20 protein-coding genes and 2 tRNA genes are annotated in these 21,458 nt (G+C 66.7%); 13 read left to right on the top strand and 9 right to left on the bottom strand.

The window, feature by feature from the left end; all coding sequences use genetic code 11:
• Position 1: 1 nt before the first annotated feature.
• Positions 2–742, bottom strand: a complete 741-nt coding sequence (locus E3O25_RS16200) for a FadR/GntR family transcriptional regulator (RefSeq protein WP_134361635.1) — start codon at positions 740–742, stop codon at positions 2–4.
• 195 nt (positions 743–937) lie between these two features.
• On the opposite strand from E3O25_RS16200, the gene E3O25_RS16195 reads away from it, so the two are divergent.
• Positions 938–2,206, top strand: a complete 1,269-nt coding sequence (locus E3O25_RS16195) for a sugar ABC transporter substrate-binding protein (protein ID WP_241983979.1) — start codon at positions 938–940, stop codon at positions 2,204–2,206.
• Positions 2,207–2,237: 31 nt separating this feature from the next.
• Here the strand turns inward: E3O25_RS16195 and E3O25_RS16190 are convergent, their stop codons facing one another.
• The gene (locus E3O25_RS16190) at positions 2,238–3,158 is read right to left on the bottom strand and encodes a 2-hydroxyacid dehydrogenase (protein WP_092106638.1); all 921 of its coding nucleotides are present in this window, start codon (positions 3,156–3,158) and stop codon (positions 2,238–2,240) included.
• 454 nt (positions 3,159–3,612) lie between these two features.
• Between E3O25_RS16190 and E3O25_RS16185 the strand changes: the two genes are divergently transcribed.
• Complete coding sequence (locus tag E3O25_RS16185; protein WP_134361634.1) at positions 3,613–4,467, top strand: hypothetical protein; 855 nt, start codon at positions 3,613–3,615, stop codon at positions 4,465–4,467.
• A gap of 391 nt (positions 4,468–4,858) precedes the next feature.
• On the opposite strand, the gene E3O25_RS16180 is transcribed toward E3O25_RS16185, so the two are convergent.
• From E3O25_RS16180 to E3O25_RS16170, 3 genes are all read right to left on the bottom strand, one after another.
• A complete protein-coding gene (locus tag E3O25_RS16180) occupies positions 4,859–5,764 on the bottom strand; it encodes a DMT family transporter (RefSeq protein WP_134361633.1) in 906 nt (301 codons plus the stop codon).
• Between the two features lie 131 nt (positions 5,765–5,895).
• Positions 5,896–7,326: an MFS transporter gene (locus E3O25_RS16175; protein WP_092106632.1), complete on the bottom strand. Its 1,431-nt coding sequence runs from the start codon at positions 7,324–7,326 to the stop codon at positions 5,896–5,898.
• Positions 7,327–7,331: 5 nt separating this feature from the next.
• A complete protein-coding gene (locus tag E3O25_RS16170) occupies positions 7,332–7,664 on the bottom strand; it encodes a MarR family winged helix-turn-helix transcriptional regulator (RefSeq protein ID WP_241988626.1) in 333 nt (110 codons plus the stop codon).
• A 249-nt stretch (positions 7,665–7,913) separates the two neighbouring features.
• Here E3O25_RS16170 and E3O25_RS16165 point away from each other — a divergent pair, with 249 nt between their 5' ends.
• A complete protein-coding gene (locus E3O25_RS16165) occupies positions 7,914–8,762 on the top strand; it encodes an alpha/beta fold hydrolase (RefSeq protein WP_092106628.1) in 849 nt (282 codons plus the stop codon).
• Between the two features lie 4 nt (positions 8,763–8,766).
• Positions 8,767–9,819, top strand: a complete 1,053-nt coding sequence (locus E3O25_RS16160) for a biotin/lipoate A/B protein ligase family protein (RefSeq protein ID WP_134361631.1) — start codon at positions 8,767–8,769, stop codon at positions 9,817–9,819.
• 47 nt (positions 9,820–9,866) lie between these two features.
• Here the strand turns inward: E3O25_RS16160 and E3O25_RS16155 are convergent, their stop codons facing one another.
• Complete coding sequence (locus E3O25_RS16155; protein WP_092106624.1) at positions 9,867–10,205, bottom strand: GNAT family N-acetyltransferase; 339 nt, start codon at positions 10,203–10,205, stop codon at positions 9,867–9,869.
• A gap of 49 nt (positions 10,206–10,254) precedes the next feature.
• Here E3O25_RS16155 and E3O25_RS16150 point away from each other — a divergent pair, with 49 nt between their 5' ends.
• Positions 10,255–11,145, top strand: a complete 891-nt coding sequence (locus E3O25_RS16150; RefSeq protein WP_134361630.1) for a site-specific DNA-methyltransferase — start codon at positions 10,255–10,257, stop codon at positions 11,143–11,145.
• 123 nt (positions 11,146–11,268) lie between these two features.
• Here the strand turns inward: E3O25_RS16150 and E3O25_RS16145 are convergent, their stop codons facing one another.
• Entirely contained in the window at positions 11,269–12,684 is a 1,416-nt protein-coding gene (locus E3O25_RS16145; protein ID WP_092106620.1) for a GH1 family beta-glucosidase, read from the bottom strand.
• Between the two features lie 194 nt (positions 12,685–12,878).
• Between E3O25_RS16145 and E3O25_RS17055 the strand changes: the two genes are divergently transcribed.
• A complete protein-coding gene (locus tag E3O25_RS17055) occupies positions 12,879–13,016 on the top strand; it encodes a hypothetical protein (RefSeq protein WP_166787774.1) in 138 nt (45 codons plus the stop codon).
• Between the two features lie 35 nt (positions 13,017–13,051).
• Positions 13,052–13,771, top strand: a complete 720-nt coding sequence (locus E3O25_RS16140) for an amidase domain-containing protein (protein ID WP_134361629.1) — start codon at positions 13,052–13,054, stop codon at positions 13,769–13,771.
• On the opposite strand, the gene pgm is transcribed toward E3O25_RS16140, so the two are convergent.
• On the bottom strand, positions 13,768–15,384 hold the full coding sequence (gene pgm, locus E3O25_RS16135; protein WP_134361628.1) for a phosphoglucomutase (alpha-D-glucose-1,6-bisphosphate-dependent): 1,617 nt from the start codon (positions 15,382–15,384) through the stop codon (positions 13,768–13,770). The two genes, E3O25_RS16140 and pgm, sit on opposite strands and share 4 nt — an antisense overlap.
• Positions 15,385–15,419: 35 nt before the next feature.
• Between pgm and pheA the strand changes: the two genes are divergently transcribed.
• The gene (gene pheA, locus E3O25_RS16130) at positions 15,420–16,391 is read left to right on the top strand and encodes a prephenate dehydratase (RefSeq protein ID WP_134361627.1); all 972 of its coding nucleotides are present in this window, start codon (positions 15,420–15,422) and stop codon (positions 16,389–16,391) included.
• A 30-nt stretch (positions 16,392–16,421) separates the two neighbouring features.
• Here the strand turns inward: pheA and E3O25_RS16125 are convergent, their stop codons facing one another.
• Positions 16,422–17,408, bottom strand: a complete 987-nt coding sequence (locus E3O25_RS16125; RefSeq protein WP_134361626.1) for a diacylglycerol kinase family protein — start codon at positions 17,406–17,408, stop codon at positions 16,422–16,424.
• A gap of 63 nt (positions 17,409–17,471) precedes the next feature.
• Between E3O25_RS16125 and serS the strand changes: the two genes are divergently transcribed.
• From serS to E3O25_RS16100, 5 genes are all read left to right on the top strand, one after another.
• On the top strand, positions 17,472–18,752 hold the full coding sequence (serS, locus tag E3O25_RS16120; RefSeq protein WP_134361625.1) for a serine--tRNA ligase: 1,281 nt from the start codon (positions 17,472–17,474) through the stop codon (positions 18,750–18,752).
• A complete protein-coding gene (locus E3O25_RS16115; RefSeq protein ID WP_198411006.1) occupies positions 18,749–19,564 on the top strand; it encodes an HAD family hydrolase in 816 nt (271 codons plus the stop codon). Before serS ends, E3O25_RS16115 begins: the two co-directional genes overlap by 4 nt.
• Before the next feature lie 119 nt (positions 19,565–19,683).
• Positions 19,684–19,768, top strand: a tRNA-Ser gene (locus tag E3O25_RS16110).
• A gap of 83 nt (positions 19,769–19,851) precedes the next feature.
• Positions 19,852–21,150, top strand: a complete 1,299-nt coding sequence (locus tag E3O25_RS16105; RefSeq protein WP_241988625.1) for an LCP family protein — start codon at positions 19,852–19,854, stop codon at positions 21,148–21,150.
• A 103-nt stretch (positions 21,151–21,253) separates the two neighbouring features.
• Positions 21,254–21,344: transfer RNA gene (locus tag E3O25_RS16100), tRNA-Ser, on the top strand.
• Positions 21,345–21,458: the final 114 nt, after the last annotated feature.

The raw sequence follows: 21,458 nt of genomic DNA, 5'->3' as shown, positions 1-21,458 counted from the left end.
CCTATCGGGTCGTGGAACTGGCAGTGGCGGATGAAACGGAAGCGAGGTGGGTCTCGGCGTAATACCCCGAGATGTGGGCGTGCACGGCGAGGCGGGCGGCATCCGCTTGACCGCACAGAATGGCGATGAGAATGCCGCGATGCTCGAGCATGAGACGAGCGGATGTCGCCGGCCAGCTCGCCAGACCCGCCGCGCCCGCCCGCGCGTACCCCTCGATGGCACTGTGGAGACCGGCCATGGTGGCGGTGATGACCTGGTTGCCGCTCGCCTCGGCGAGCGAGAGATGGAACTGGGTGTCGAGGGCGAGGAATTCGGCTTCGGTGAGGGGCTGGCGTTCCATGGCTGTGAGGATCTGTTCGGCCGCGGACAGGTCGATGACGCCGGCGCGCGAAGCCAGTTCGGCGGCGATCGCCCCTTCGAGCACGAGGCGGGTCTTGACGACGTCGGCCACGGCGAAGCCCTGCGCTGCAACCTGCAGCCGCATGAGCGCCGACATGCCGCCGCCGGGGCGGGCGACGATGATCGCGCCGGCTGATGGCCCGGAACCGACGGCGGTGCGGATGAGCCCCAAGACCTCGAGCACCCGCAGCGCTTCGCGCACGCTCGATCGACCGACACCGAGGTCGGCGGCGAGGGTGCGTTCGGGCGGCAGATGATCGCCCGGGCTGAGACGCCCGTCGAGCAGGTCGCGTTCGACGGCGTCGAGCACGACCTGCCAGGCGCGCGCGGCGATCGCGGTCATGGGTCCTCCTGTGGTCTGACCACAGGCTACACGATTTTGTCGGTATTGCGGGATGTTAGTTACGTCCGGGTGTAGAAGCGGCGATCACCCAACCCGGCGACTGGTAACCTCCAACAGGAACAAGGGGACACCATCACCAAACGCTCAACCGTCATTGCCATCGTCACCGTCGCATCCGTTGTCGCGATCGGCGGTGTGGCTGCCGCGCTCGCTCTGACCCCGCAGGCGGGCTCGGACACGACGCTCACCATGCGCGTCTGGGACGAGCAGGTCGCGCAGTCCTACGAGACATCGTTCGCGGCGTTCGAACAGGCCAACCCTGGTATCCAGGTCACGGTCAACGTCGTGCCGTGGGCTGACTACTTCACCAAACTGCGGGTCGACGTTGCCGGTGAGACCGCCGACGACGTGTTCTGGGTGAATGCGGGCAACTTCGCCGACTATGCGGTCAACGGCAACCTCGTGAATATCACGGATGCGCTCGGTGCTACCGCGCAGACCGACTGGCAACCCAGCGTCGTCAGCCAGTACACCGTCGACGGTGCGCTCTGGGGAGTGCCCCAGCTCGCCGACCCCGGAATCGGGCTGTATTTCAACGAAGAACTTCTCGCGGCCGCAGGCGTTGACCCGGCCACCGTCGGCGATCTGCAATGGAACCCGGTCACCGGCGAAGACACCCTGCTTCCCGTGCTGCAGAAACTCACCCTCGACGTCAACGGCAATACCGCCGACAGCGCCGCCTTCGACCCGTCGCAGATCGTGCAGTACGGCTACAACGCAGCCAACGATCTCAACGCGATCTACCTCAACTTTCTCGGCTCGAACGGCGCAGCCCTGCAAGACGGCGACGAGTTCGTCTTCGACACGGCTGAGGGCGTCGCGGCCTTTTCTTACGTGATCGACCTGATGAACAAGTACCACGTTGCCCCGTCGGCCGCCGACACCAACCTCAACGGCGATTTTGCGCTCGACCAGTTTCTGCAGGGCAAGATGGCCCTGTTCCAGAGCGGGGTCTACAACCTCAGCAATGTGAACGAGGGAGCCGGCTTCGACTGGGGCGTGGCCGCGATCCCGTCCGGCCCGGCCGGCGCGATCAGCGTCACCAACGGCGTCGTCGCCGCCGGCAACGCCGACTCTACGCACCCGGAACAGACTCGCAAACTGCTGGAATGGCTTGGGTCTGCGGAGGGCAGCGCGGCCATCGGCGCCGACGGGTCGGCGTCACCGGCCGTGATCGGTGCTCAGGCCAGCTATGTCGCGTCCTGGCAGAAGCAGGGCATCGACGTGGACGCCTTCATCGACGTGCTCGCCAACGGCAGCGTGCAGGCGCCGCAGGGCGCGAAGTGGGCCGAGGCCTCCGACGCCTTCGAGCCGACCTTCGCCGAGATGTTCCTCGGCCGCATCCCGGTCGATGAGGCGCTGCGCACCGCGCAGGACGCAGCGAACGCGGCCATGGCCGGCTGAGCGGTCGCGCCTAGGAGTGGCGGAAGGCCGGCTAACTCGTCAACACGACGTTGAGTGGGGTCTCGCCGCGCAGCATCCGCTCGACTTGTTCGCGCACCAGCCGAGCCATGCGCGGCAGCATGGCGCTCGAAGCACCGCCGACGTGCGGTGAGATGAGCACGTTCGGCAGCGCAAACAGGGGATGCCCCGCCGGCAGCGGTTCCGGATCGGTCACATCGAGCGCGAGCCTGATCCGGCCGCTGGTCGCGTGCGCGAGCAGGGCGTGCGTGTCGGCGACCGGGCCGCGGGCGATGTTCACGAGCAGGCTTCCGTCCTGCATACGGGCGAGGAACGTGTCGTCCACCAGGTGAGTGGTCTCGGCCGTGAGCGGAACCCCGACGACCACGATGTCGGCCAGGGGCAGCAGCTCGTGCAGCGCGTCGAAGCCGTAGACCACGCCGCGCTCATCGCTGCGCGCCGTGCTGGCCACGCGGATCACCGTGGTCTCGAAGGCGAGCAGCCGGCTCTCGACGGCCCGGCCGACACCGCCGTAACCGAGCAGCAGCACGGTGCGGTCGGCGAGGCTCGGGTGGTGGGCCGGTGCCCACGCGCCGGCGTCGGCGGCGCGCACGAAGTCGGGAATGCCGCGCTGGGAGGCGAGGATGAGTGCGAGGGTGAGCTCGGCGGTGGAAGTCTCGTGCACGCTCGCCGCGTTGGCGAACACGTGCCCGGCGGGTAGTACCTGGTCGACGCCGTCGAAGCCGATGGACTGGCTCTGTACCAGCCCGGTCTCAACACCGGCGAGGTGCGCGAGGCGATCGGTCTTGCCCATGTAGGGAGTCACGACGAGGTCGAATCGAGGCCGGGGAGCCGGCCCGTCGAGCGCCCACTCGACCACCTCGACACCGGCGGGCAGGTCGCCGACCGCCTCGCGCAGTACGGAGTCGGGCAGGCTGACCAGCAAAGAGCTCATCTTGCGAGCCTACTTGCCCGGTAGCCGGGCCCGGGCGCGGGGCCGGGGGCTAGGCCGTGTCTCCTATATGCCTGTACCGAAATGATTATTGCCCGCCCTGTGAGCACCCTCGAGAAGTGGGAGCAAGATCAGTCATGCTCCCGCTTCTCGAGGGTTCTCCCAGGATGGAGCTGGCCCGAAATGCCACGGCATCGCCGCGCCACGACCGACCGTCCGGGCGCCCAGCGGTCTCGGGGAAGACTCTTATCCGACGGATAGAAACTTCTGATTCAGCATTTATTTTGCTGATCAGAGCGATATCGCCGAACCGAACCAAGCACCGGGAACACTTGATTCCCTCACCGGTCAGCCTCCACTAAGTTTCGCGGCACGGCCGAAACCTAGGCTCGGGCCGTGCCCAAGTGTGGCTGGTCCGGCATTCGTCGGACTGCCGCAAGTAATCGAAAGGATCCACATGACTTCGAACAACACCTCCACGGCCTTCGGCTCTCCAGCCCGAAAGCGCATCGCCGTCGGCGCGGTCACGGTGATGACCGTCGGCTCACTTCTCGGTCTCGGCGTCGCGGGAGCGAACGCCACCCCCCTGACCGCGGACAACACGTCGAGCACGAGCTCCCACGCGGGCCACGACGTGCTCGCCTCGCTGACCAAGGAGCTGCGCGCCGACCTCCAGGGTGCCAGCAATGCAGAGACCACGAAGCAGGTCTCTGACACGCTCGCGAGCCACCCGGACCTCTTCGAGACCCTCCCGGCGAACCTACAGGCCGACCTGACCGCGCTCAACGCCGCGACCGCCGACCAGAGCGCCGCGACCGCCGCGCAGACGGCCGCTGCCGACAAGATCGAGATCACCGCGCTCGAGGGCGGCTACGGCGTGGACATCCAGAAGCTGGCCGAGGAGATCCAGAAGGACCCGGCACATCCGCTCGCCGCAGCCTTGCGTGGCCTGTTGGCCGTTGACGCCGAGCAGGGAACGGATGCCGCGAGTGCGGCCGAGAAGATTGCCACCACGATCTCCGAGAACCCGGCCCTACTCGCCCAGCTTCCCGAAGCGCTCACGGCCGACCTCGCCGAGCAGCAGGCACTCCCCGCAGCCGAGCAGGCCGCTGCGGCCGAGGCCCTCCTGGTCTCCGCGCTCGAGGGCGGTTACGGACCGGAGGTCCAGAAGGTCACCGAGCAGATCCAATCAAGCCTCGACGCGAAGGCTTCCGCTGAGGGAACGGCTGACGCCACTGCCTCAGCCGAGGGCGCCGACACCGACACCGACACCGACCTGAAGGTCGACGGCGAAGTCAAGGCCGACAACTAAAACCGCCTCACCGAAACCGGCCAGGGGTCGGGAGCTTTCGCTCCCGGTCCCTGGCTTTTTTGAGTCCCAAGCAGAAAGTGAGACGACGGAATCTAACACCGTTAGGGATACGCCCTGATGGGCCGGTCATGAGCTTCCCTCGCGCCGAAGCACTTCTGGCCGATCCGGCAGTCTCCGCGCGCCTGCTGTGACCAGCCGGCTGATCCGCACAGGCGAACCTGCGCCCGCTGGCTCTTCTCCTGGTCCCGGGTCAGGGCGGCGACTCGCCCATGTTCCCCGAGGTGCTCGGGAGCCCGCGGGTACCACGCCTCGGCGGCGGGCGGCTGACGGACCGCGGCGGAGTCGTCCTCCGGGCAATAATCATCTGGGCAAAGGCATTGGGAGGCACGCCCTAGCGTACTCGCGCCCCGTCGCGCCGCGCCGGCTGGGGAGCGAGTGCGCGCGCCGGGCGCAGCGTGCTCAGCGCAACACCGGCGAACACGATCACGCCGCCCACGAGCTGCGGCGTGGTCAGCTGGGCGCCGAGCACGACGGCGATGATCACCGTGAACACCGTGATCAGGTTCAGGAACAGGCCGGCCCGTCCGGGTGGAATGCTTTTCAGCGCCGCGTTCCACAGCACATATGAGCCGATCGAGGGGAAGATCGCAATGAAGATCACGGCCCAGCCGATGGCGGCATCTGTTGGCCAGGTCACCCCGCTGGCGAGCGCGACCGGCGCGAGCAGCACGGCCACGAACGTGCCTTGCAGGGCCGTGGCGGTGATCGGCGGCACCGGCAGCCCGCGACCGACGATCGTGTACAGACTCCAGACCACGATCGCGCCCACCATGAGCACGTCACCAGCGTTCGGTGTGCGCGTCAAAATGGATGCGAGCGCACCGTCCGTGATGATCAGCACCACTCCCACAAGCCCCAGTGCGAGCCCGGTGAGGCCCCGCCAGCCGATGCGTTCGCGCAGCAGCACAGCCGCGAGCACCACCATTACGGCCGGATTTGCGGCGTTGATGAGCGACGCGGACTGCGGCGTCGTGTACTGCAGAGCGGTATAGAGCAATAGGTTGTATCCGCCGACACCGAGCGCGGCGAGCAGCAACAGGCGCGGCCAGTGACGCAACACCCGAGCCCAGTTCGGACGTTCGACCACCTGGGCGAGAATCAGCAACGGAACGCAGGCGAGCAGCCAGCGCAGCCAGGTGAGTTCAACGGGGGAGAGGGTCTGCACGGCGATGCCGCCGACGATGTAGTTGCCGGCCCAGAGCAGGGTCGCCACGACGAGCGCGACGGTGGCCTTCATGTGCGCGGGGGTATCGATGTGGCGTGAAACGCGGTGGTGAAAGTGGTCATAACCTGCCTGTTGTTCGGATAAGGGTCTCTGGTTCGACCCTAGACCGCGCGCCGCGCGCCGGATTGTGCGAGCCCGCGGTATCAGCGCGGGGCGGTGGCCTCGACGATAGCGATTTCGCGCGTGGCGGTCTCGCGGTGGCGTTCGGCGGCGCGCTCGCGGTCGAGGTCCGGCTCCGCGTCGGGCTCGTCCTCGAAACGCGCCCGCTCGCGCACGACGGTGCGGGCGCGGCGACTCGGCCGAGCAAGCGGGACCTCGTGCCCATCGCCGGCGTGCCGTACGCGCACCCGCGGGGCGCTGAACGGATGCACGTGCACCCGTAGCCGGCGATACCGCACCATCCAGAACAGCACGACCAGTGCAGCCAACAGGCCGGAGATTGCGGCGAGGCCGAGCGCCCAACGGGGGCCGAAGACATCCGCTACCCAGCCGACGAGCGGGGCACCGAGGGGAGTACCGCCCACGAAGATGGCCATGTACAGTGCCATGACGCGTCCGCGCATCTCGGGCCGGGTCGTGGTCTGCACGTAGGCGTTTGCGGTCGTCATGAGGGTGAGCGACGACAGACCGACCAGCGTGAGAGATATGGCGAAACTGGCATACGTCGGCATGATCGCGGACAGCGCGCAGGCCAGGCCGAACAGGCCGGCACCGAGCACCACGAGCCGCAGCCGGGCACGACTGCGTCGAGCGGCGAGGAGTGCACCGGCCACGGCGCCGATCGCCATGATCGAACTGAGCAGGCCGAACTCTGCGGCCCCCTTGCCGAACTCGATCGTGGCCATAGTCGAGGTGAAGATGGCGAAGTTCAATCCGAACGTGCCGATCAGAAAGACCGCGATCATGACGACGACGATGTCGCTGCGCCCGCGCACGTAGCGAAAACCGGCCAGGAGCTGCCCGCGCTCACGCGAGGCCTTGGGCTGGCGGCGCAGCTGGTGGGTGCGCAGCAGGGTCATCGCGAAGACCGTCGCAGCGAAGGTGATCGCGTTAATCATGAAGACCCAGCCGGCGCCCACGGCGACCGTGAGCAGCCCGGCCGCCGCCGGTCCGATCAGACGGGCGCCGTGGAACGAGGCCGAGTTGAGCGCGACCGCATTGGACAGCTGGTCTTCGGCGACGAGCTCGGAGACGAAGGTCTGGCGGGCCGGGGCGTCGATCGCCGCGACCACGCCGAGGCCAAGCGCGAACAGGTAGACGTGCCAGAGCTGGGCAACTTCGAGCACGGTCAGAATGCCCAGGCCGAGCGCCAGCAGGCCCATCAGGGTCTGGGTCAGAATAAGCAGTTTGCGCCGGTTGAATCGGTCAGCGATGAGACCAGACCACGGCATCAGAACGAGCTGCGGGCCGAGCTGCAGCGCCATGGTGATGCCGACCGCCGTGGCGTCGTAGTCGGTGAGCTGGGTCAGTACGATCCAGTCCTGCGCGGTGCGCTGCATCCAGGTGCCGATGTTCGACACCAGGGCCCCGGCGAACCAGATGCGGTAATTGACGACGCTCAAGGAGCGAAACATGGCACTCAACTGTCGGCAAGCTCCTTCATGATGAGGGTTGCGTCGGCGAGAGTGCGGCGTTGTTCGGGGCTCAGCTGGGCGACGCGCTGCACCAGCCAGGCATCCCGACGCTTGCGGGTTTCGGTCATCATCGCGCGCGCGGCATCCGTCGTGCTGAGCACGATCTTGCGGCCGTCGAGCGCGGAATCGGTGCGGGTGACCAGCCCGGCATCAACGAGGCACTTCACGGTGCGGGTCATGGACGGCGGGGTGACCCGCTCGAACTCGCTCAGCTCGGTGAGGGTGAGCGGACCGTGCACGTGCAGCACGCCGAGCGCCGAGAACTGTCCGCTGCCCAACTCGTTCTCCGCTTTCTCCTGGCGCAGGCGACGGGCCAGGCGGCCATTGGCGAGTCGAAATTCGTGGCTGAGTTCAGCCGTATTGGTCGCTGCGGCGGGCTGGCCGTCAACCGGAGGCTGCGCCTTGATGACTCCGAGCCCTGACGTTTTGGGGGGTGTTCGCGATTCCTAAGATACTTAGCATAGCAAATTAGCCTTGCTAAGTACATTGCTTCGGGCCACTCAGCCCAAACACGGCAGACTGGCCTCGTGCCCACATATACGGATGCCTCTGGCCTGGTCGTCACCTACTACGTCTGGCCGGTCGCCGCCCCGCGTGCCGTGATCCAACTTGCGCACGGCGTCGGCGAACACGCCCGGCGCTATGCGGTGCTCGCCGCCGACCTCAACCGGGCCGGCTACACGGTCTACGCCGATGACCACCTGGGTCACGGCCAAACCGGGCTCGCCCAGCACGGCGGCGATCACACGAAACTCGGCCGGCTCGGTGCGGGCGGGCTGCGGGCGGCCGTGGCCGGCGTGCACCAGCTGAGCGGCATCATCCGCTTAGAAAACCCGACCCAGCCGCTCGTGCTGCTCGGGCACAGCTGGGGATCCTTCATGGTTCAGATGATCGTGAACAAGCATGCCGGGGAGTACGACGCCGTCGTGCTCTCGGGCACCGCGTATCGCTGGCCCGGCTCCCTCGACGGCGGCGACCTGAACCGCAGGCATCAGACGCTCGGCACGACGGGGGTCGAGTGGCTCAGCCGTGATCCGGCCGTAGCCGCGGCCTTCGTGGCCGACCCGTTGACCACCGCAACGTCGCTCGCGAAGCTGTTCGGCGTGCGTGAGGCCGCCCGCCTGTTCGGCCGGCCGGCGAAGAACCTGCCAACGGACCTGCCGCTGCTCGTGCTGATCGGGGGCGACGACACCGTCGGCGGCGAACGCAGCGCGCTCAAATTGGTGAACGCCTATGTCCGGCGGTCCGGGCTGCGTGATGTGCGTCTGATCGTGTATCCGGGGGCGCGGCACGAGGTTTTCAACGAGACCAACCGCTCCGAGGTGATCGGCGACCTGGTGGCCTGGCTCGACGAACGATTTACCGCCGTAGGCTGATTACATGCATGGTGAATATAAGGTTCCGGGCGGCAAGCTTGTCGTCGTCGATCTCGATGTCGTCGACGATGTCATCACCGACTTTCGGCTTGCCGGGGACTTCTTTCTGGAACCCGATGACGCGCTCGAAGACATCAACGCGGCGGTGACCGGTCTGCCCGCCGGCAGTACGGCCGCCACGATCGCCGCCGCCGTGCGCGATGCGCTGCCCCAAGGCGCCATTCTGCTCGGTTTCTCCCCGGAGGCGGTAGCCGTGGCGATTCGCCGGTCTCTCGCGCAGGCGAGCACCTGGCGGGACTACGACTGGCGGATCATCCACTCGCAGACGCCCGTCGCGCCCGTGCTGCAGATGGCCCTCGACGAGGTGCTCGCCACCGAGGTCGGCGAGGGGCGCCGGCAGCCCACCCTGCGCATCTGGGAGTGGAACGAGCCGGCCGTCGTCATCGGCAGCTTTCAGTCCCTGAAGAACGAGGTCGACCCGGAGAACGCCGCGAAGTACGGATTCACCGTGGTGCGGCGCATCAGCGGCGGCGGCGCCATGTTCATGGAGGCCGGCTCGGTCATCACTTATTCCATCTACGCTCCGACCGACCTCGTGCAGGGCATGAGCTTCGCCGACTCCTACGCCTTTCTCGACGAGTGGGTCATCACCGCGCTCAAGTCTCTCGGCATCGACGCGCACTACCAGCCGCTCAACGACATCACGAGCCCGACCGGCAAGATCGGCGGGGCCGCGCAGAAACGCCTCGGCAGCGGCGCTGTGCTGCACCACGTCACCATGAGCTATGACATGGACGGCGAGAAGATGGTGCAGGTGCTACGCATCGGCCGGGAGAAGCTCAGCGACAAGGGCATCACGAGCGCCGCCAAACGGGTTGACCCGCTGCGCAGCCAGACCGGCCTGAGCCGCGCCGCCATCATCGACCGCATGAAAGACACCTTCACCGGTCTCTACGGTGCCAAAGCGGGTGACGTCACGGCCGAGGAATACGCCAAGGCCACCGAACTGGTCGCGAACAAGTTCAGCACCGAGGCCTGGCTGACCCGGGTTCCGTAAAGACGATAAGCGGATGTGGCTGACTGGGCCACCGGCATCATCTCGGCCTACCGGCCCCGCGTCAGCAGGTCCTGATACTCGGCGTGCCGGTCGATCCACCGGGCCACGTAGGAGCAGTCCGGCACCACGGCTCTCGTGGTGCGCACCCGAACGTCATCGAGTGCCTGCTCGACCAGAATGCTCGCCAGACCGTGGGCGCGCTGGGCCGGGTCGACCTCGGTGTGCGTGAAATGCACGGCGGTCGTGGTCGTGATGTAATCGGCCAGGCCGACCGGTTCCTGGCCCAGCAGCACCGTGTAGCGGCTCTGCTCGGGGTCGTGGCGCACCTCGAGAAGACCGGCATCGGCCAGATCCTGCGAGTGGATGATCGTCGATTCAGCAGTCATCTCGACAGACTAAGCGCAGAGGCGCCGTGCAGGCTGAAAGAATGGACAAATGCCTAACGCGTGGAGACCGACCAGCCCGAGCCGTGTCATCCACGCCGACAACCTTGAGGTGCTGCCCGGCCTGCCCGACGGCGTCTTCACGCTGATCTACCTCGACCCGCCGTTCAACACCGGCCGGTCGCAAAAACGGCAGAGCACCACCTCGGTGCGGTCGGTCGCCGTCGACGGCTCGCACGCGGCCGGCACGATCACCGGGTTCAAGGGTCAGCGGTATGAGCGCATCAAGGGTGACCTGCTCGGCTACGACGACCAGTTCGAAGATTACTGGGCCTTTCTCGAGCCGCGCCTGATCGAGGCCTGGCGTCTGCTCGCCGACGACGGCACCCTCTACCTGCACCTCGACTACCGCGAAGCGCACTACGCCAAGGTGCTGCTCGACGCCCTGTTCGGCCGGGAATGCTTTCTCAACGAACTCATCTGGGCCTACGATTACGGTGCCAAGTCCAAGAACAAGTGGCCGACCAAGCACGACACGATCCTGGTCTACGTCAAGAATCCCGCCCGGTACTACTTCGACTCGACCACCGTCGACCGCGAGCCGTATATGGCTCCCGGCCTGGTCACGCCCGAAAAGGTGGCCAAGGGCAAACTGCCGACAGATGTCTGGTGGCACACCATCGTCTCGCCCACCGGCAAGGAGAAAACGGGCTACCCCACCCAGAAGCCGATCGGCATTCTGCGCCGCATCATTCAGGCGTCGAGCCGCGAAGGCGACTGGGTGCTCGACTTCTTCGCCGGCAGCGGAACCACCGGCGCGGTTGCCGCCGCGCTCGGCCGCCGGTTCGTGCTCATCGACCAGAACCCTGAGGCGCTCGCCGTCATGCGCGCCCGGTTCGAGCCGGTTGCCGATGTCGAATTTCTTGAATCGACCGAGAAGTAATGCGGTGGGCTCGCGGCCCTCGATAAAGATGGCGGCACCGCTACGTAGGAGTACCGCCATCGCTCAGGAGTGCCGCGAGAAGCGGATGCTGCCAAGCGGTGGCATCCGCTTGGCCCGGGCGGCTCAGGCCGCGTGCGCGGCCCGAATGTGCGCCGCGTACATCCTTCCGCTGTCCTTGACCGTGCGTTCGAGCGTCTTGTAGTCGACCCGCACGATGCCGAAGCGTTTCTCGTAGCCGTACGACCACTCGAAGTTGTCGAGCAGGGACCAGGCGAAGTACCCGCGCACGTCGGCGCCGGCCGCGATGGCCTCGCCGATCTTGTCGATGTGCGAGGCGATGTAGTCGGTGCGCAGGGCGTCGTGCACGTCGCCGTCGGCGCTCACCCGGTCGTCGTAGGCCGCGCCGTTCTCGGTGACGTAGAGCGGCGGGAGGCGGTCGTACTCCTCGCCGAGCCGCACGAGGAGCCGGCGCAGCCCGTCGGGGTTGACCTCCCAGTCCATCGCCGTGCGCGGCAGGCCGCGGCTGGGAAAGGTGATGTACTCAGACCCGATCCACGGGGATCCGACAGAACGCGCAGCGCCGCCGACATGGGAGTCGCTCGCCGAGGCATCCGCATGGCCGCTCACGAGGTCGTCGTGATAGTGGTTGACGCCGAGAAAATCGAGTGGGGCGCTGATGATCGACAGGTCGTCTGCGTGGATGACCTCGGCCAGGCCGAACGGCTCCAGGTCGCGCAGGGTGTCCTCCGGGTAGGCGCCGCGCAGCAGCGGGTCGAGGAAAATACGGTTGGCGAGCGAGTCGAGCCGTCGGGCCGCCTCAATATCGACCGGGTCGGCGGCGTCGCGCGGCACAGCATTGGTGAGGTTGAGCGTGATCCCCAGATTGGGGGCTCCATTCGAACGCAGCGCGGTCACCGCGAGCCCGTGCGCGAGGTGCTGGTGATGCACGGCGGCCACCGCCGCCCGGCCGTCCTGCCGACCCGGCGCGTGCACGCCCGATCCGTAGCCCAGCAGCGAGGAGCAGAAGGGCTCGTTGAAGGTGGTCCAGTGGCTGACCCGATCGCCGAGCGCGGCGTAGACGTCGCTCGCGTAGTCGACGAAACGGTACGCGGTGTCGCGATTGGCCCAGCCGCCCTTCTCTTCGAGCGCCTGCGGCAGATCCCAGTGGTACAGGGTGAGCCAGGGCAGAATACCGGCGGCGAGCAGTTCGTCGACCAGCCGGGAGTAAAAGTCGAGCCCCTCCGGGTTCACGGCGCGGTCGCCCGGGCGCACCCGCGCCCAACTGGTGGAAAAGCGGTAGGCGTCGAGGCCGAGGGAGGCCATGAGCTGCACATCGGCGGGCATCCGGTGGTAATGATCCACGGCCGTTTCGAGGTCGTCACCTCCCGCGATCGCGCCCGGCACTCGCGCGAACGCGTCCCAGATCGAGTCTTCCTTGCCGCCGGCATGGCCGGCGCCCTCGATCTGCGCGGCGGCCGTCGCCGACCCCCAGAGAAAATTGTGCGGCCAGGGGAACGATGCGGGTTCGGTCTGCGACATGACACGACGGTACCCCGCGGCGCCGGCTTCGACCAGTGCGGGAAAAGTTTCGTCCGGAGTCAGCGTGCGGAACCGCAGAGATCAAGCCGAAACCGGCCCGAAATCGGGTGAATCCTGCCGATTCGACCGAGATCTCCGCAGTTGTGAACGTGGCATCCAGTACTTCTGATATTCGTCGCGGCTAAGCTCGAATCATGCTGCAGAACAACGAACCCACGGAGGCCGACCAGCGGCGCCTCCGCCGCCGGTTTCTGATCGGCGTCCTCATTGTGGGAGGGCTCGTTGCCCTCGCGGCGGTCGCGCTCTACCTCAGCGCCGCAATGAGCGCCTAGGCAGTCCCTCCAAACGAAGTGAGTACATTGTGCAGTTGACCCGGTGGCAGCGACTCGGCCTGACCACGGCCGTCGGAGCCGTGCTCGCGGTTGGCGCGACCGCGCTCGTCGTACAGGCCCTCGAAGGCCCCGCTGAATCCACGAACACCGGGCAGCCGAAGACCGCCCTGGCAACGGATGCCGCCACACCGGCCAAAACGGATGACCCGGCTCGCGTCACCCCCACCGACCCGGCCGCTGCCGCCCCGGTCGAGGCGGCACCCGTGGTCAGCGCAGCCGTCACCGCCCAGATGGACTACCTCCTCGCGCACTGGCAGCTGGAAAACTACAACTCTGCCGAGTGGGGTGTGCTCGGCGAGAACGACTGTGTCAACTTCGCGAGCCAGGCGATGATTGCCCGCGGCTGGACCATGGACGGCGTGTGGTCGAGCCCGAAGAACGGCAACGCCTACGATGCCTCGGCGGCCTGGCGCAGCTCGACGGCCTTCATGAACTACATCGCATCAACCGGAAAGGCCACCGCCCTGACCGATCAGCAGCGCGACCAGGTGAAGGTCGGCGACATTGCGCAGTTCGACTGGGACAACACCGGCGACCGCGACCACACCGGCATCGTCACCAAGGTGGAGAAGGTCGGCGACACCATCGCCATCTCCTTCGCCGGGCACACTCTGGACTCCGACTACCGCTCGGTCGACACGGCGATCACGGTGGATCACCCGGGCGCGACGGCGTACTACTGGAGTGTTCCCTAGGCTATCGCGGCGTCGACGATGGCCTTGGCTTCGCGCTGCACCTGGGCCAGGTGCTCGAGGCCGAGGAAAGACTCGGCGTAGATCTTGTAGACGTCTTCGGTGCCGCTCGGCCGGGCCGCGAACCAGGCGTTCTCGGTCGTTACCTTGACGCCGCCGATGGCCGCTCCGTTGCCGGGGGCCACACTGAAGGCGCCGGTGATCTTCTCGCCGGCGAGTTCGGTGGCGGTGATCATCGAGCCGTCGAGTTTGGCCAGCGCGGCCTTCTGGGCTGGCGTGGCCGCGGCATCCACTCGGGCGTAGGCAGGGGCGCCGAAGTGCTCGGCCAGCTCGGCGTAGCGCTGCGAAGGGGTTTTGCCGGTGACGGCGAGAATCTCGGAGGCGAGCAGGGCGAGCAGAATGCCGTCCTTGTCGGTGGTCCAGACGGTGCCGTCGAAGCGCACGAAGCTCGCGCCGGCGCTCTCCTCGCCGCCGAACGCGACTGAGCCGTCGATCAGGCCGGGCACGAACCATTTGAAGCCGACCGGAACTTCCCAGAGGTCGCGGCCGAGAAACCCGGTGACCCGGTCGATCATCGTCGACGACACGAGCGTCTTGCCGACCGCGGCATCGGGCTTCCAGCCTTCGCGGTGACTGTAGAGGTAGTCGATGGCGACGGCCAGAAAGTGGTTGGGGTTCATCAGGCCGCCGTCGGGCGTGACGATGCCGTGCCGGTCGGCATCCGCATCGTTGCCGGTGAGGATGTCGTACTCGTCTTTGTGGGCGACAACGGATGCCATCACCGACGCACTCGACGGATCCATCCGGATCTTCTCGTCCCAGTCCAGGGTCATGAATCGCCAGGTCGGGTCGACCTTGGGGTTGACCACGACGAGGTCGATTTCGTAGCGGTCGCGGATGGCACCCCAGTAGCCGACGCTCGCGCCGCCGAGTGGGTCGGCCCCGATCCGGATTCCGCTGGTGCGGATGGCCTGCATGTCGATGATGTTCTCGAGGTCGTTCACGTAGTTACCGCGAAAGTCGTAGGTTTCCACGGCGCTCGGCTCGCTCATAAGCACGCCGACCAGGCCACCGGCGATGAGCTCGTTGGCGCGATTCGCGATCCACGAGGTCGCGTCGCTGTCGGCCGGGCCGCCGTGGGGCGGGTTGTACTTGAAGCCGCCGTCCATCGGCGGGTTGTGGCTCGGCGTGACGACGATGCCGTCGGCCAGGTCGCCGTGCTCGGCGCGGTTGTAGGCCAGGATCGCGTGCGACAGCGAGGGGGTGGGCACGTAGTCATCGAATTCGTCCACGAGCACGCGCACACCGTTGGCGACGAGCACCTCGAGGGCGGTCGTGTAGGCCGGGCCGCTCAGGGCGTGCGGATCCGTGCCGATGAAGAGCGGGCCGGTGATGCCCTGGCCGGCTCGGTATTCCACGATCGCCTGCGTCGTCGCACTGATGTGATCCTCGTTGAACGCGGTGTTCAGCGAACTGCCTCGATGCCCGGAGGTGCCGAAGACGACCCGCTGGGCCGGCACCGCGACATCCGGTTTCAAGTCGTAATAGGCCTTGACCAGCCCATCAACGTCGATCAGGTCAGATTCCAGGGCTCGGGTGCCCGCACGTTCACTCATGAGCACAGTCTGGCACCACCAGTAGGCTGTGAGCCATGCCCGACTCGCAGAATCCGCTGTCCCTGACAAAAACGCAGACCCAGACCTACAGCTATCTCGGCCCGGCCGGCACGTTTACCGAAGCGGCGCTTGCGCAGGTGCCCGAGGCACGCGACCAGGCCTGGCGTCCGGTCAACAACGTGGGCGAGGCTTTCGCCGACGTGATCTCCGGCCGCAGCATCGCGGCGATGATCGCCATTGAGAACTCGGTCGACGGAGGCGTCACCGCCACGCAGGATGCCCTCGCGAGCGTTCCGAACCTGCGCATCATCGGCGAATACCTCGTGCCGGTGAATTTTGTGCTCGTCGCCCGCCCCGGCACCACGCTGGCCGACGTGCGGGTCGTCAACGCGCATCCGGTCGCCTACGGACAGTGCCGCAATTGGCTTGAGAAGACCCTGCCGAGCCACGGCCACCTTCCCTCGTCGAGCAACGTCGCCGCGGCATCCGCTCTGCTCGACACCACGCAAGCGGATGCTGCGATCGCCCCGCCCGGCATCGAGAAGCACCACGACCTCGTCGTTCTCGCGTCGAATATCGGCGACAACCCGAACGCGGTCACCCGGTTCGTGCTCGTCGGCCGCGGCAACGAGCTCACCGCTCCGACCGGCGCCGACAAGACGAGCCTCATCATCGAACTGCCGAGTGACCGCTCGGGTGCCCTGCTCGAGATGCTCGAGCAGTTCGCTACTCGGGGGGTGAACCTCAGTCTCATTCAGTCCCGTCCGATCGGCGATTCCCTCGGCCGGTACCGCTTCGTCGTCGACGCCGACGGGCACATTCTTGACGAGCGGGTCGCCGATGCGCTGCTCGGACTTCGCCGGTTCAGCCCCAAGGTGATCTTTCTCGGGTCGTATCCGCGGGCCGACAAGCGCCCGATCGAATTCACCTCACGCTACGACGACGGCATCTTCATCGAGGCTCGCGATTGGTTGCGTGGCCTGGTCGGCGGGGAACCGGCCGAGTAGGTACAGCGGCGGGGAACCGGCCGAATAGGCCTATTCGTTCGGTACGCGCACGATGAGCGCACCAGCGTCGGCGTGCAACTTCACCTTGCGGACCAGCCCGAATTCGTCGCCGTCGAGCTCGAAATCCTGAGCGTGCTCGAGCACAATGCGAATATCCGCGCCGCGCAGGGTCGTCATCACCCGTTCATTCGACGATTCCGTCGCCTGGATCATGCGCCGGCCCACCGCTGAGCGACGCAACACGCCGTTCTCCCAGGTCACCCGCCGCCAGATGGTCAGCCAGCCGAGCACGCCCTTGGGCTGCAGTACGGCGATGTCGAGAATGCCGTCGTCGAGGCGAGCGTCGGGCAGAAACTGCAGGTTGCCCGGAAGCAGCCCGCAGTTGGCGATCAGAATGGCGCTCACCTGCGCTGGCCGGTCGACGCGCCCCTCAACGCTGTAGCGGATGCGAAATGGCCGGGCTTTCGGCAGCGCCCGCGCCACCCCGTCGACGTAGGCGAGCCAGCCCACCTGCTTCTTCAGGTCATCGCGGGTGTGGGCGATCATCTGCGCGTCGAGGCCGAGACCGGCCATGACCAGGAAGACGTGTTCCTCGACCGCGCCGGCCTCGGTGGTGACGCTCGCCACACCGAGATCGATGGGCTTGTCGACCCCGCTGAACGCGATCGCGGTCGCCGCATCGATGCTGCCGAGCGGCAGTTCGAGGTTGCGCGCCAGCAGGTTGCCGGTGCCCGACGGCACGATCGCCATGCGCACGCCGGAGTCACGCAGGGCTTCAGCGACGGCGCGAACCGTGCCATCGCCACCGGCCGACAGCACCATCGAGGCGCCGGCATCAAGCGCCTGCCTGGTGGCGGCCTGGCCGACGTCGTCGACGCTCGTTTCGAACCAGTGCGTTTCGGCCCAGCCGGCGGATTGTGCGGCCGCAGTCACGCTCGCCCGCAGCTTAGCGAGATCGACCTTCACCGGGTTGTAGACGACGGCGGCGTGCTGGTTACGGCTTTCGGAGGCGGTCACGAGGCCTAGGCTACTGGGTTGCCCTCGCGATTGCCCCACGGCAGGCGCTTGTAGACTGGCCGGGTGATTGATCCGGTGCTGTTACGCGAAAACCCTGACCTCTTCAAGCGTTCGCAGGAGGCCCGTGGCGACTCCGTTGAAGCGGTGGATGCCGCGCTCGCCGCCGATGCGACACGACGCGCTTCTATCACGGCGTTCGAAGACCTGCGCGCCACGCAGAACCTGTTCGGCAAGACCGTGGCCCAGGCCCCAGCCGAGCAGAAGAAGGCCCTCGTTGCCGAAGCGCGCGGCCTCGCCGCCGAGGTGAAGGCCGCCGGCGCCGTGGCCGCCGAGGCGGAGGAACGCTTCGTCAAAATCGTCAAGACCATCGCCAACCCGATCATCGACGGTGTTCCCGCCGGCGACGAGGCCAACTTCGCCACACTACGCACCCACGGCGAGGCGCCGGTGTTCGACTTCGAGCCGCGCGATCACCTCGAACTCGGCGAACTGCTCGGCGCCATCGACATGGCCCGCGGCGCCAAGGTCTCGGGTACCCGCTTCTACTTTTTGAAGGGCATCGGTGCCCGCCTCGAGATCGCCCTCATGAACATGGCCCTCGACCGAGCGCTCGATGCCGGTTTCGTGCCGCTGATCACCCCCACCCTGGTGCGTCCGGAGATCATGGACGGCACCGGTTTTCTCGGCGAACACAACGACGAGGTCTACTACCTGCCCGCCGACGACCTTTACCTCACCGGCACGAGCGAGGTTGCGCTCGCCGGGTACCACAAAGACGAGATCCTCGACCTGTCCGAGGAGCCCCTGCGCTATGCCGGCTGGAGCACCTGTTACCGCCGCGAGGCCGGCTCGGGCGGAAAAGACACCCGCGGCATCATTCGCGTGCACCAGTTCAACAAGCTCGAGATGTTCACCTACGTGCTGCCCGAGAACGCCGAGGCCGAGCATGACCGACTCGTCGCCCTGCAGGAGGGCATGCTGCAGTCCCTCGGACTCAGCTACCGCGTGATCGACGTCGCCGCCGGAGACCTCGGCTCCAGCGCCGCCCGCAAGTTCGACATCGAGGCCTGGGTGCCCACCCAGAACGCCTTCCGCGAGCTCACCAGCACGAGCAACTGCACTACCTACCAGGCGCGCCGGCTGGACATCCGCTATCGCACCGAATCGGGCAAGACCGCGCCGGTCGCCACCCTCAACGGCACGCTCGCGACCACGCGCTGGCTCGTCGCCATGCTCGAAACACACCAGCAAGCGGATGGCTCGGTGCGCGTCCCCGAGGCCCTCCGGCCTTATCTCGGCGGCCTCGAGGTGTTGACGCCGCTCCCGGTGAAGGGAACGAAGTGAAGACTGTCGTCACAACGGAGCCGTGGCTTGTTGCCCTCGATATCGACGGCACGACTATGCACGAAGACGGCTCGATCAGCCAGGCCGTGATCGATGAGGTCGCCCGCCTCGCCGCCGCCGGCCACGAGGTCATGCTCGCCACCGGCCGCTCGGCCGCAGCGGCCCTGCCGGTTCTCGACCGACTCGGTATCGCACCGCGCTACGTGGTCTGCTCCAACGGGGCCATCACCATGCACCGCGACGCCTCAGCGCCGATGGGCTACCGCCGGGAATGGGTCGAGACCTTCGACCCGAGCGACGTGCTCACGTCGATTCGCGCGCACCTCGGCTCTGCTCGGTTCGCCGTCGAAGACGAGCACGGCTTCTACCGCTACACCGAACCGATCCCCGACGCCACGATCGGCATGGACAGCGAGCGGGTCGACTTCGATGAACTGCTCAAGCACAAGGCCACCCGGGTGGTCGTCATCTCGCCCGACCACGATATGGAAGATTTCCTTCAGGTCGTCGAGCGCATGGGCCTGAACCGGGTGAGCTACGCCATCGGGTGGACCGCCTGGCTCGACATCGCCCCCGAGGGCGTCAACAAGTCAACCGCGATGGAGCGGGTGCGCGTGGCGATGGGTGTGCCGCGCGAGCGGGTGATGGCCGTCGGTGACGGGCGCAACGACATCGACATGCTGCAATGGGCCGCCGAATTCGGTCGCGGTGTGGCCATGGGAGAGTCGCCCGACGACGTTCTCGCCGCCGGATCGGAGCTCACCGGCACCGTGGAAGTCGACGGCCTCGCCACGGTTCTGCGCACGCTCTGACCGGCATCCAGCCGTTTATCAGGCCCCTCTGTCAGCCTGTGGGGTCTGCCATCGGCTAGAATCGGGCCAGTTCGCCCAATTCTTCCCGCGCCGTATGTCCGCGCGGGAACGGGCAACCGGGAGGGCTGTCCGAGCGGCCGATGGAGCCAGTCTTGAAAACTGGTGGGCAGAAATGTCTCGTGGGTTCGAATCCCACGCCCTCCGCAGCACCAGTGCAATGCAAACCCCGGCGCACAATGATTGTCGCCTCAGGCCGAGCAGGCCACCAATCCGATGAGAGGACATGAGTGAGCGACCAACTTCGCCCCCGCTCGAACGGTTCCAAGAACCTCAAAACCGTTGCCCGTCACGGCCGACTGAAGAAGTCGAACGCTGCCGTCGCCGTGGCGAAGTTTCTGGCCGGCAGCATGGCCGTCGTTCTGGTCAGCGGTTTCTCCGTCGCCGCCATCGCCACCTACGACGTGGCTGCGAGTGTGCAGCCCAGCGTGCACCTCGCCAATGAATCCAACGGCCCGGTCCCCTCGATTGGTGCCATCGACGGCGGCGTGAACATGCTCGTCGTCGGCAGCGACAGCCGAGTCGGCCAGGACGCCGCCTTCGGTCCGGAGGATTCCACCGGCGACCTCAATGACGTGACGATGCTGCTGCACATCTCGGAAGACCACAGCAACGCCTCGGTCATCAGCTTTCCCCGCGACATGTACGTCCCCATCCCCTCCTGCCCCGACCCCGACGGTGGCTCGTTCCCCGCCATGAGCAGCCAGAAGATCAACACCACGCTCACCTACGGCGGGCTCGCCTGCACCGTGCTCACGGTTGAGAAGCTCACCGGTCTCTCCATTCCGTTCGCGGCCGAGGTGCAGTTCAGCGGCGTCATGGCGATGTCCTCCGCCGTCGGCGGTGTGCCGGTCTGTGTCGCCGAGCGCATCGAAGACGAATACACCGGTGTCAACCTCGACCCGGGGGAGCACATGCTTTCCGGGTATGACGCACTGCAGTTCCTCCGCACTCGCCACGGTGTCGGAGACGGCAGTGACTTGACCCGCATCAACAACCAGCAGCTGTTCATGTCCTCGCTCGTGCGCACGATCAAGAGCGCCGACACCCTCTCGGACCCGACCAAGGTGTACGCCCTGGCCAAGGCGGTCACGGCCAACATGCGCCTCTCCGACAGCCTCAACAGCGTGACCACCCTCGCGTCGATCGCCATTGCTCTGAAAGACATCGACCTCAATCAGGTCGTGTTCGCGCAGGTGCCCACCGGCACCACGGCCGGCGGCGTGAAGGCCATTCAACCCGCCTTCGACAACCTGTTCGAGGCCGTTGCTGCCGATCAACCCCTGTCCCTGAGCGGAACAACCGGTCGCGGCACGGTCGCCGACCCCAATGCTCCCGTTGAAGCCGCGCCCGCGCCCGCCGCGACCACGGATCCTGCCGCGACCACGGATCCTGCCGCGACCGATGTTCCGGCCGTGACCGAGGCGCCGGCCACGGAAGCCCCCGGAGTCGTCCTGTCGGAGTCGGTGACCGGCCAGACCGCCGACGATTACACCTGCACGGCCGGCCGAACCCTGGAGGACCAGTAGCCGGGCGCGGGCATCCGCTTTTCTAACCGTGGTTTTCATGGTCAGAGCGGATGTCCACAGTACGGCTAAGATGGACCAGTGTGTTTGCGCAAGCAAACGCCAAGGAGACGTCGCATAGTTCGGCTTAGTGCACCACCCTGCTAAGGTGGAGTACCCTTTACGGGGTACCGTGGGTTCAAATCCCACCGTCTCCGCAGTGAGGAGTTTACGTAATTCCGGCGTTTAGTTTACGAAATTCCTGCGGCAACAAAAAACCGGCGATCGCATCGCCGGTTTTCTGCGTTAAGGCGCCGATTTCGAGAGTGCTA

Source organism: Cryobacterium sp. TMT1-3, from assembly GCF_004402315.1.
In the GTDB taxonomy this organism is placed as follows: domain Bacteria; phylum Actinomycetota; class Actinomycetes; order Actinomycetales; family Microbacteriaceae; genus Cryobacterium; species Cryobacterium luteum.
The sequence above is the reverse complement of the archived record's forward strand: the minus strand, read 5'-3'. Positions and strand labels throughout refer to the sequence as shown.

Excerpts from the sequence above, each read along its gene's own strand:
- E3O25_RS16200 (WP_134361635.1), bottom strand. The coding sequence starts at position 742 with ATGACCGCGATCGCCGCGCGCGCCTGGCAGGTCGTGCTCGACGCCGTC.
- E3O25_RS16190 (WP_092106638.1), bottom strand. The coding sequence starts at position 3,158 with ATGAGCTCTTTGCTGGTCAGCCTGCCCGACTCCGTACTGCGCGAGGCG.
- E3O25_RS16185 (WP_134361634.1), top strand. The coding sequence starts at position 3,613 with ATGACTTCGAACAACACCTCCACGGCCTTCGGCTCTCCAGCCCGAAAG.
- E3O25_RS16180 (WP_134361633.1), bottom strand. The coding sequence starts at position 5,764 with ATGAAGGCCACCGTCGCGCTCGTCGTGGCGACCCTGCTCTGGGCCGGC.
- E3O25_RS16175 (WP_092106632.1), bottom strand. The coding sequence starts at position 7,326 with ATGTTTCGCTCCTTGAGCGTCGTCAATTACCGCATCTGGTTCGCCGGG.
- E3O25_RS16160 (WP_134361631.1), top strand. The coding sequence starts at position 8,767 with ATGCATGGTGAATATAAGGTTCCGGGCGGCAAGCTTGTCGTCGTCGAT.
- E3O25_RS16155 (WP_092106624.1), bottom strand. The coding sequence starts at position 10,205 with ATGACTGCTGAATCGACGATCATCCACTCGCAGGATCTGGCCGATGCC.
- E3O25_RS16150 (WP_134361630.1), top strand. The coding sequence starts at position 10,255 with ATGCCTAACGCGTGGAGACCGACCAGCCCGAGCCGTGTCATCCACGCC.
- E3O25_RS16145 (WP_092106620.1), bottom strand. The coding sequence starts at position 12,684 with ATGTCGCAGACCGAACCCGCATCGTTCCCCTGGCCGCACAATTTTCTC.
- E3O25_RS17055 (WP_166787774.1), top strand. The coding sequence starts at position 12,879 with ATGCTGCAGAACAACGAACCCACGGAGGCCGACCAGCGGCGCCTCCGC.
- pgm (WP_134361628.1), bottom strand. The coding sequence starts at position 15,384 with ATGAGTGAACGTGCGGGCACCCGAGCCCTGGAATCTGACCTGATCGAC.
- pheA (WP_134361627.1), top strand. The coding sequence starts at position 15,420 with ATGCCCGACTCGCAGAATCCGCTGTCCCTGACAAAAACGCAGACCCAG.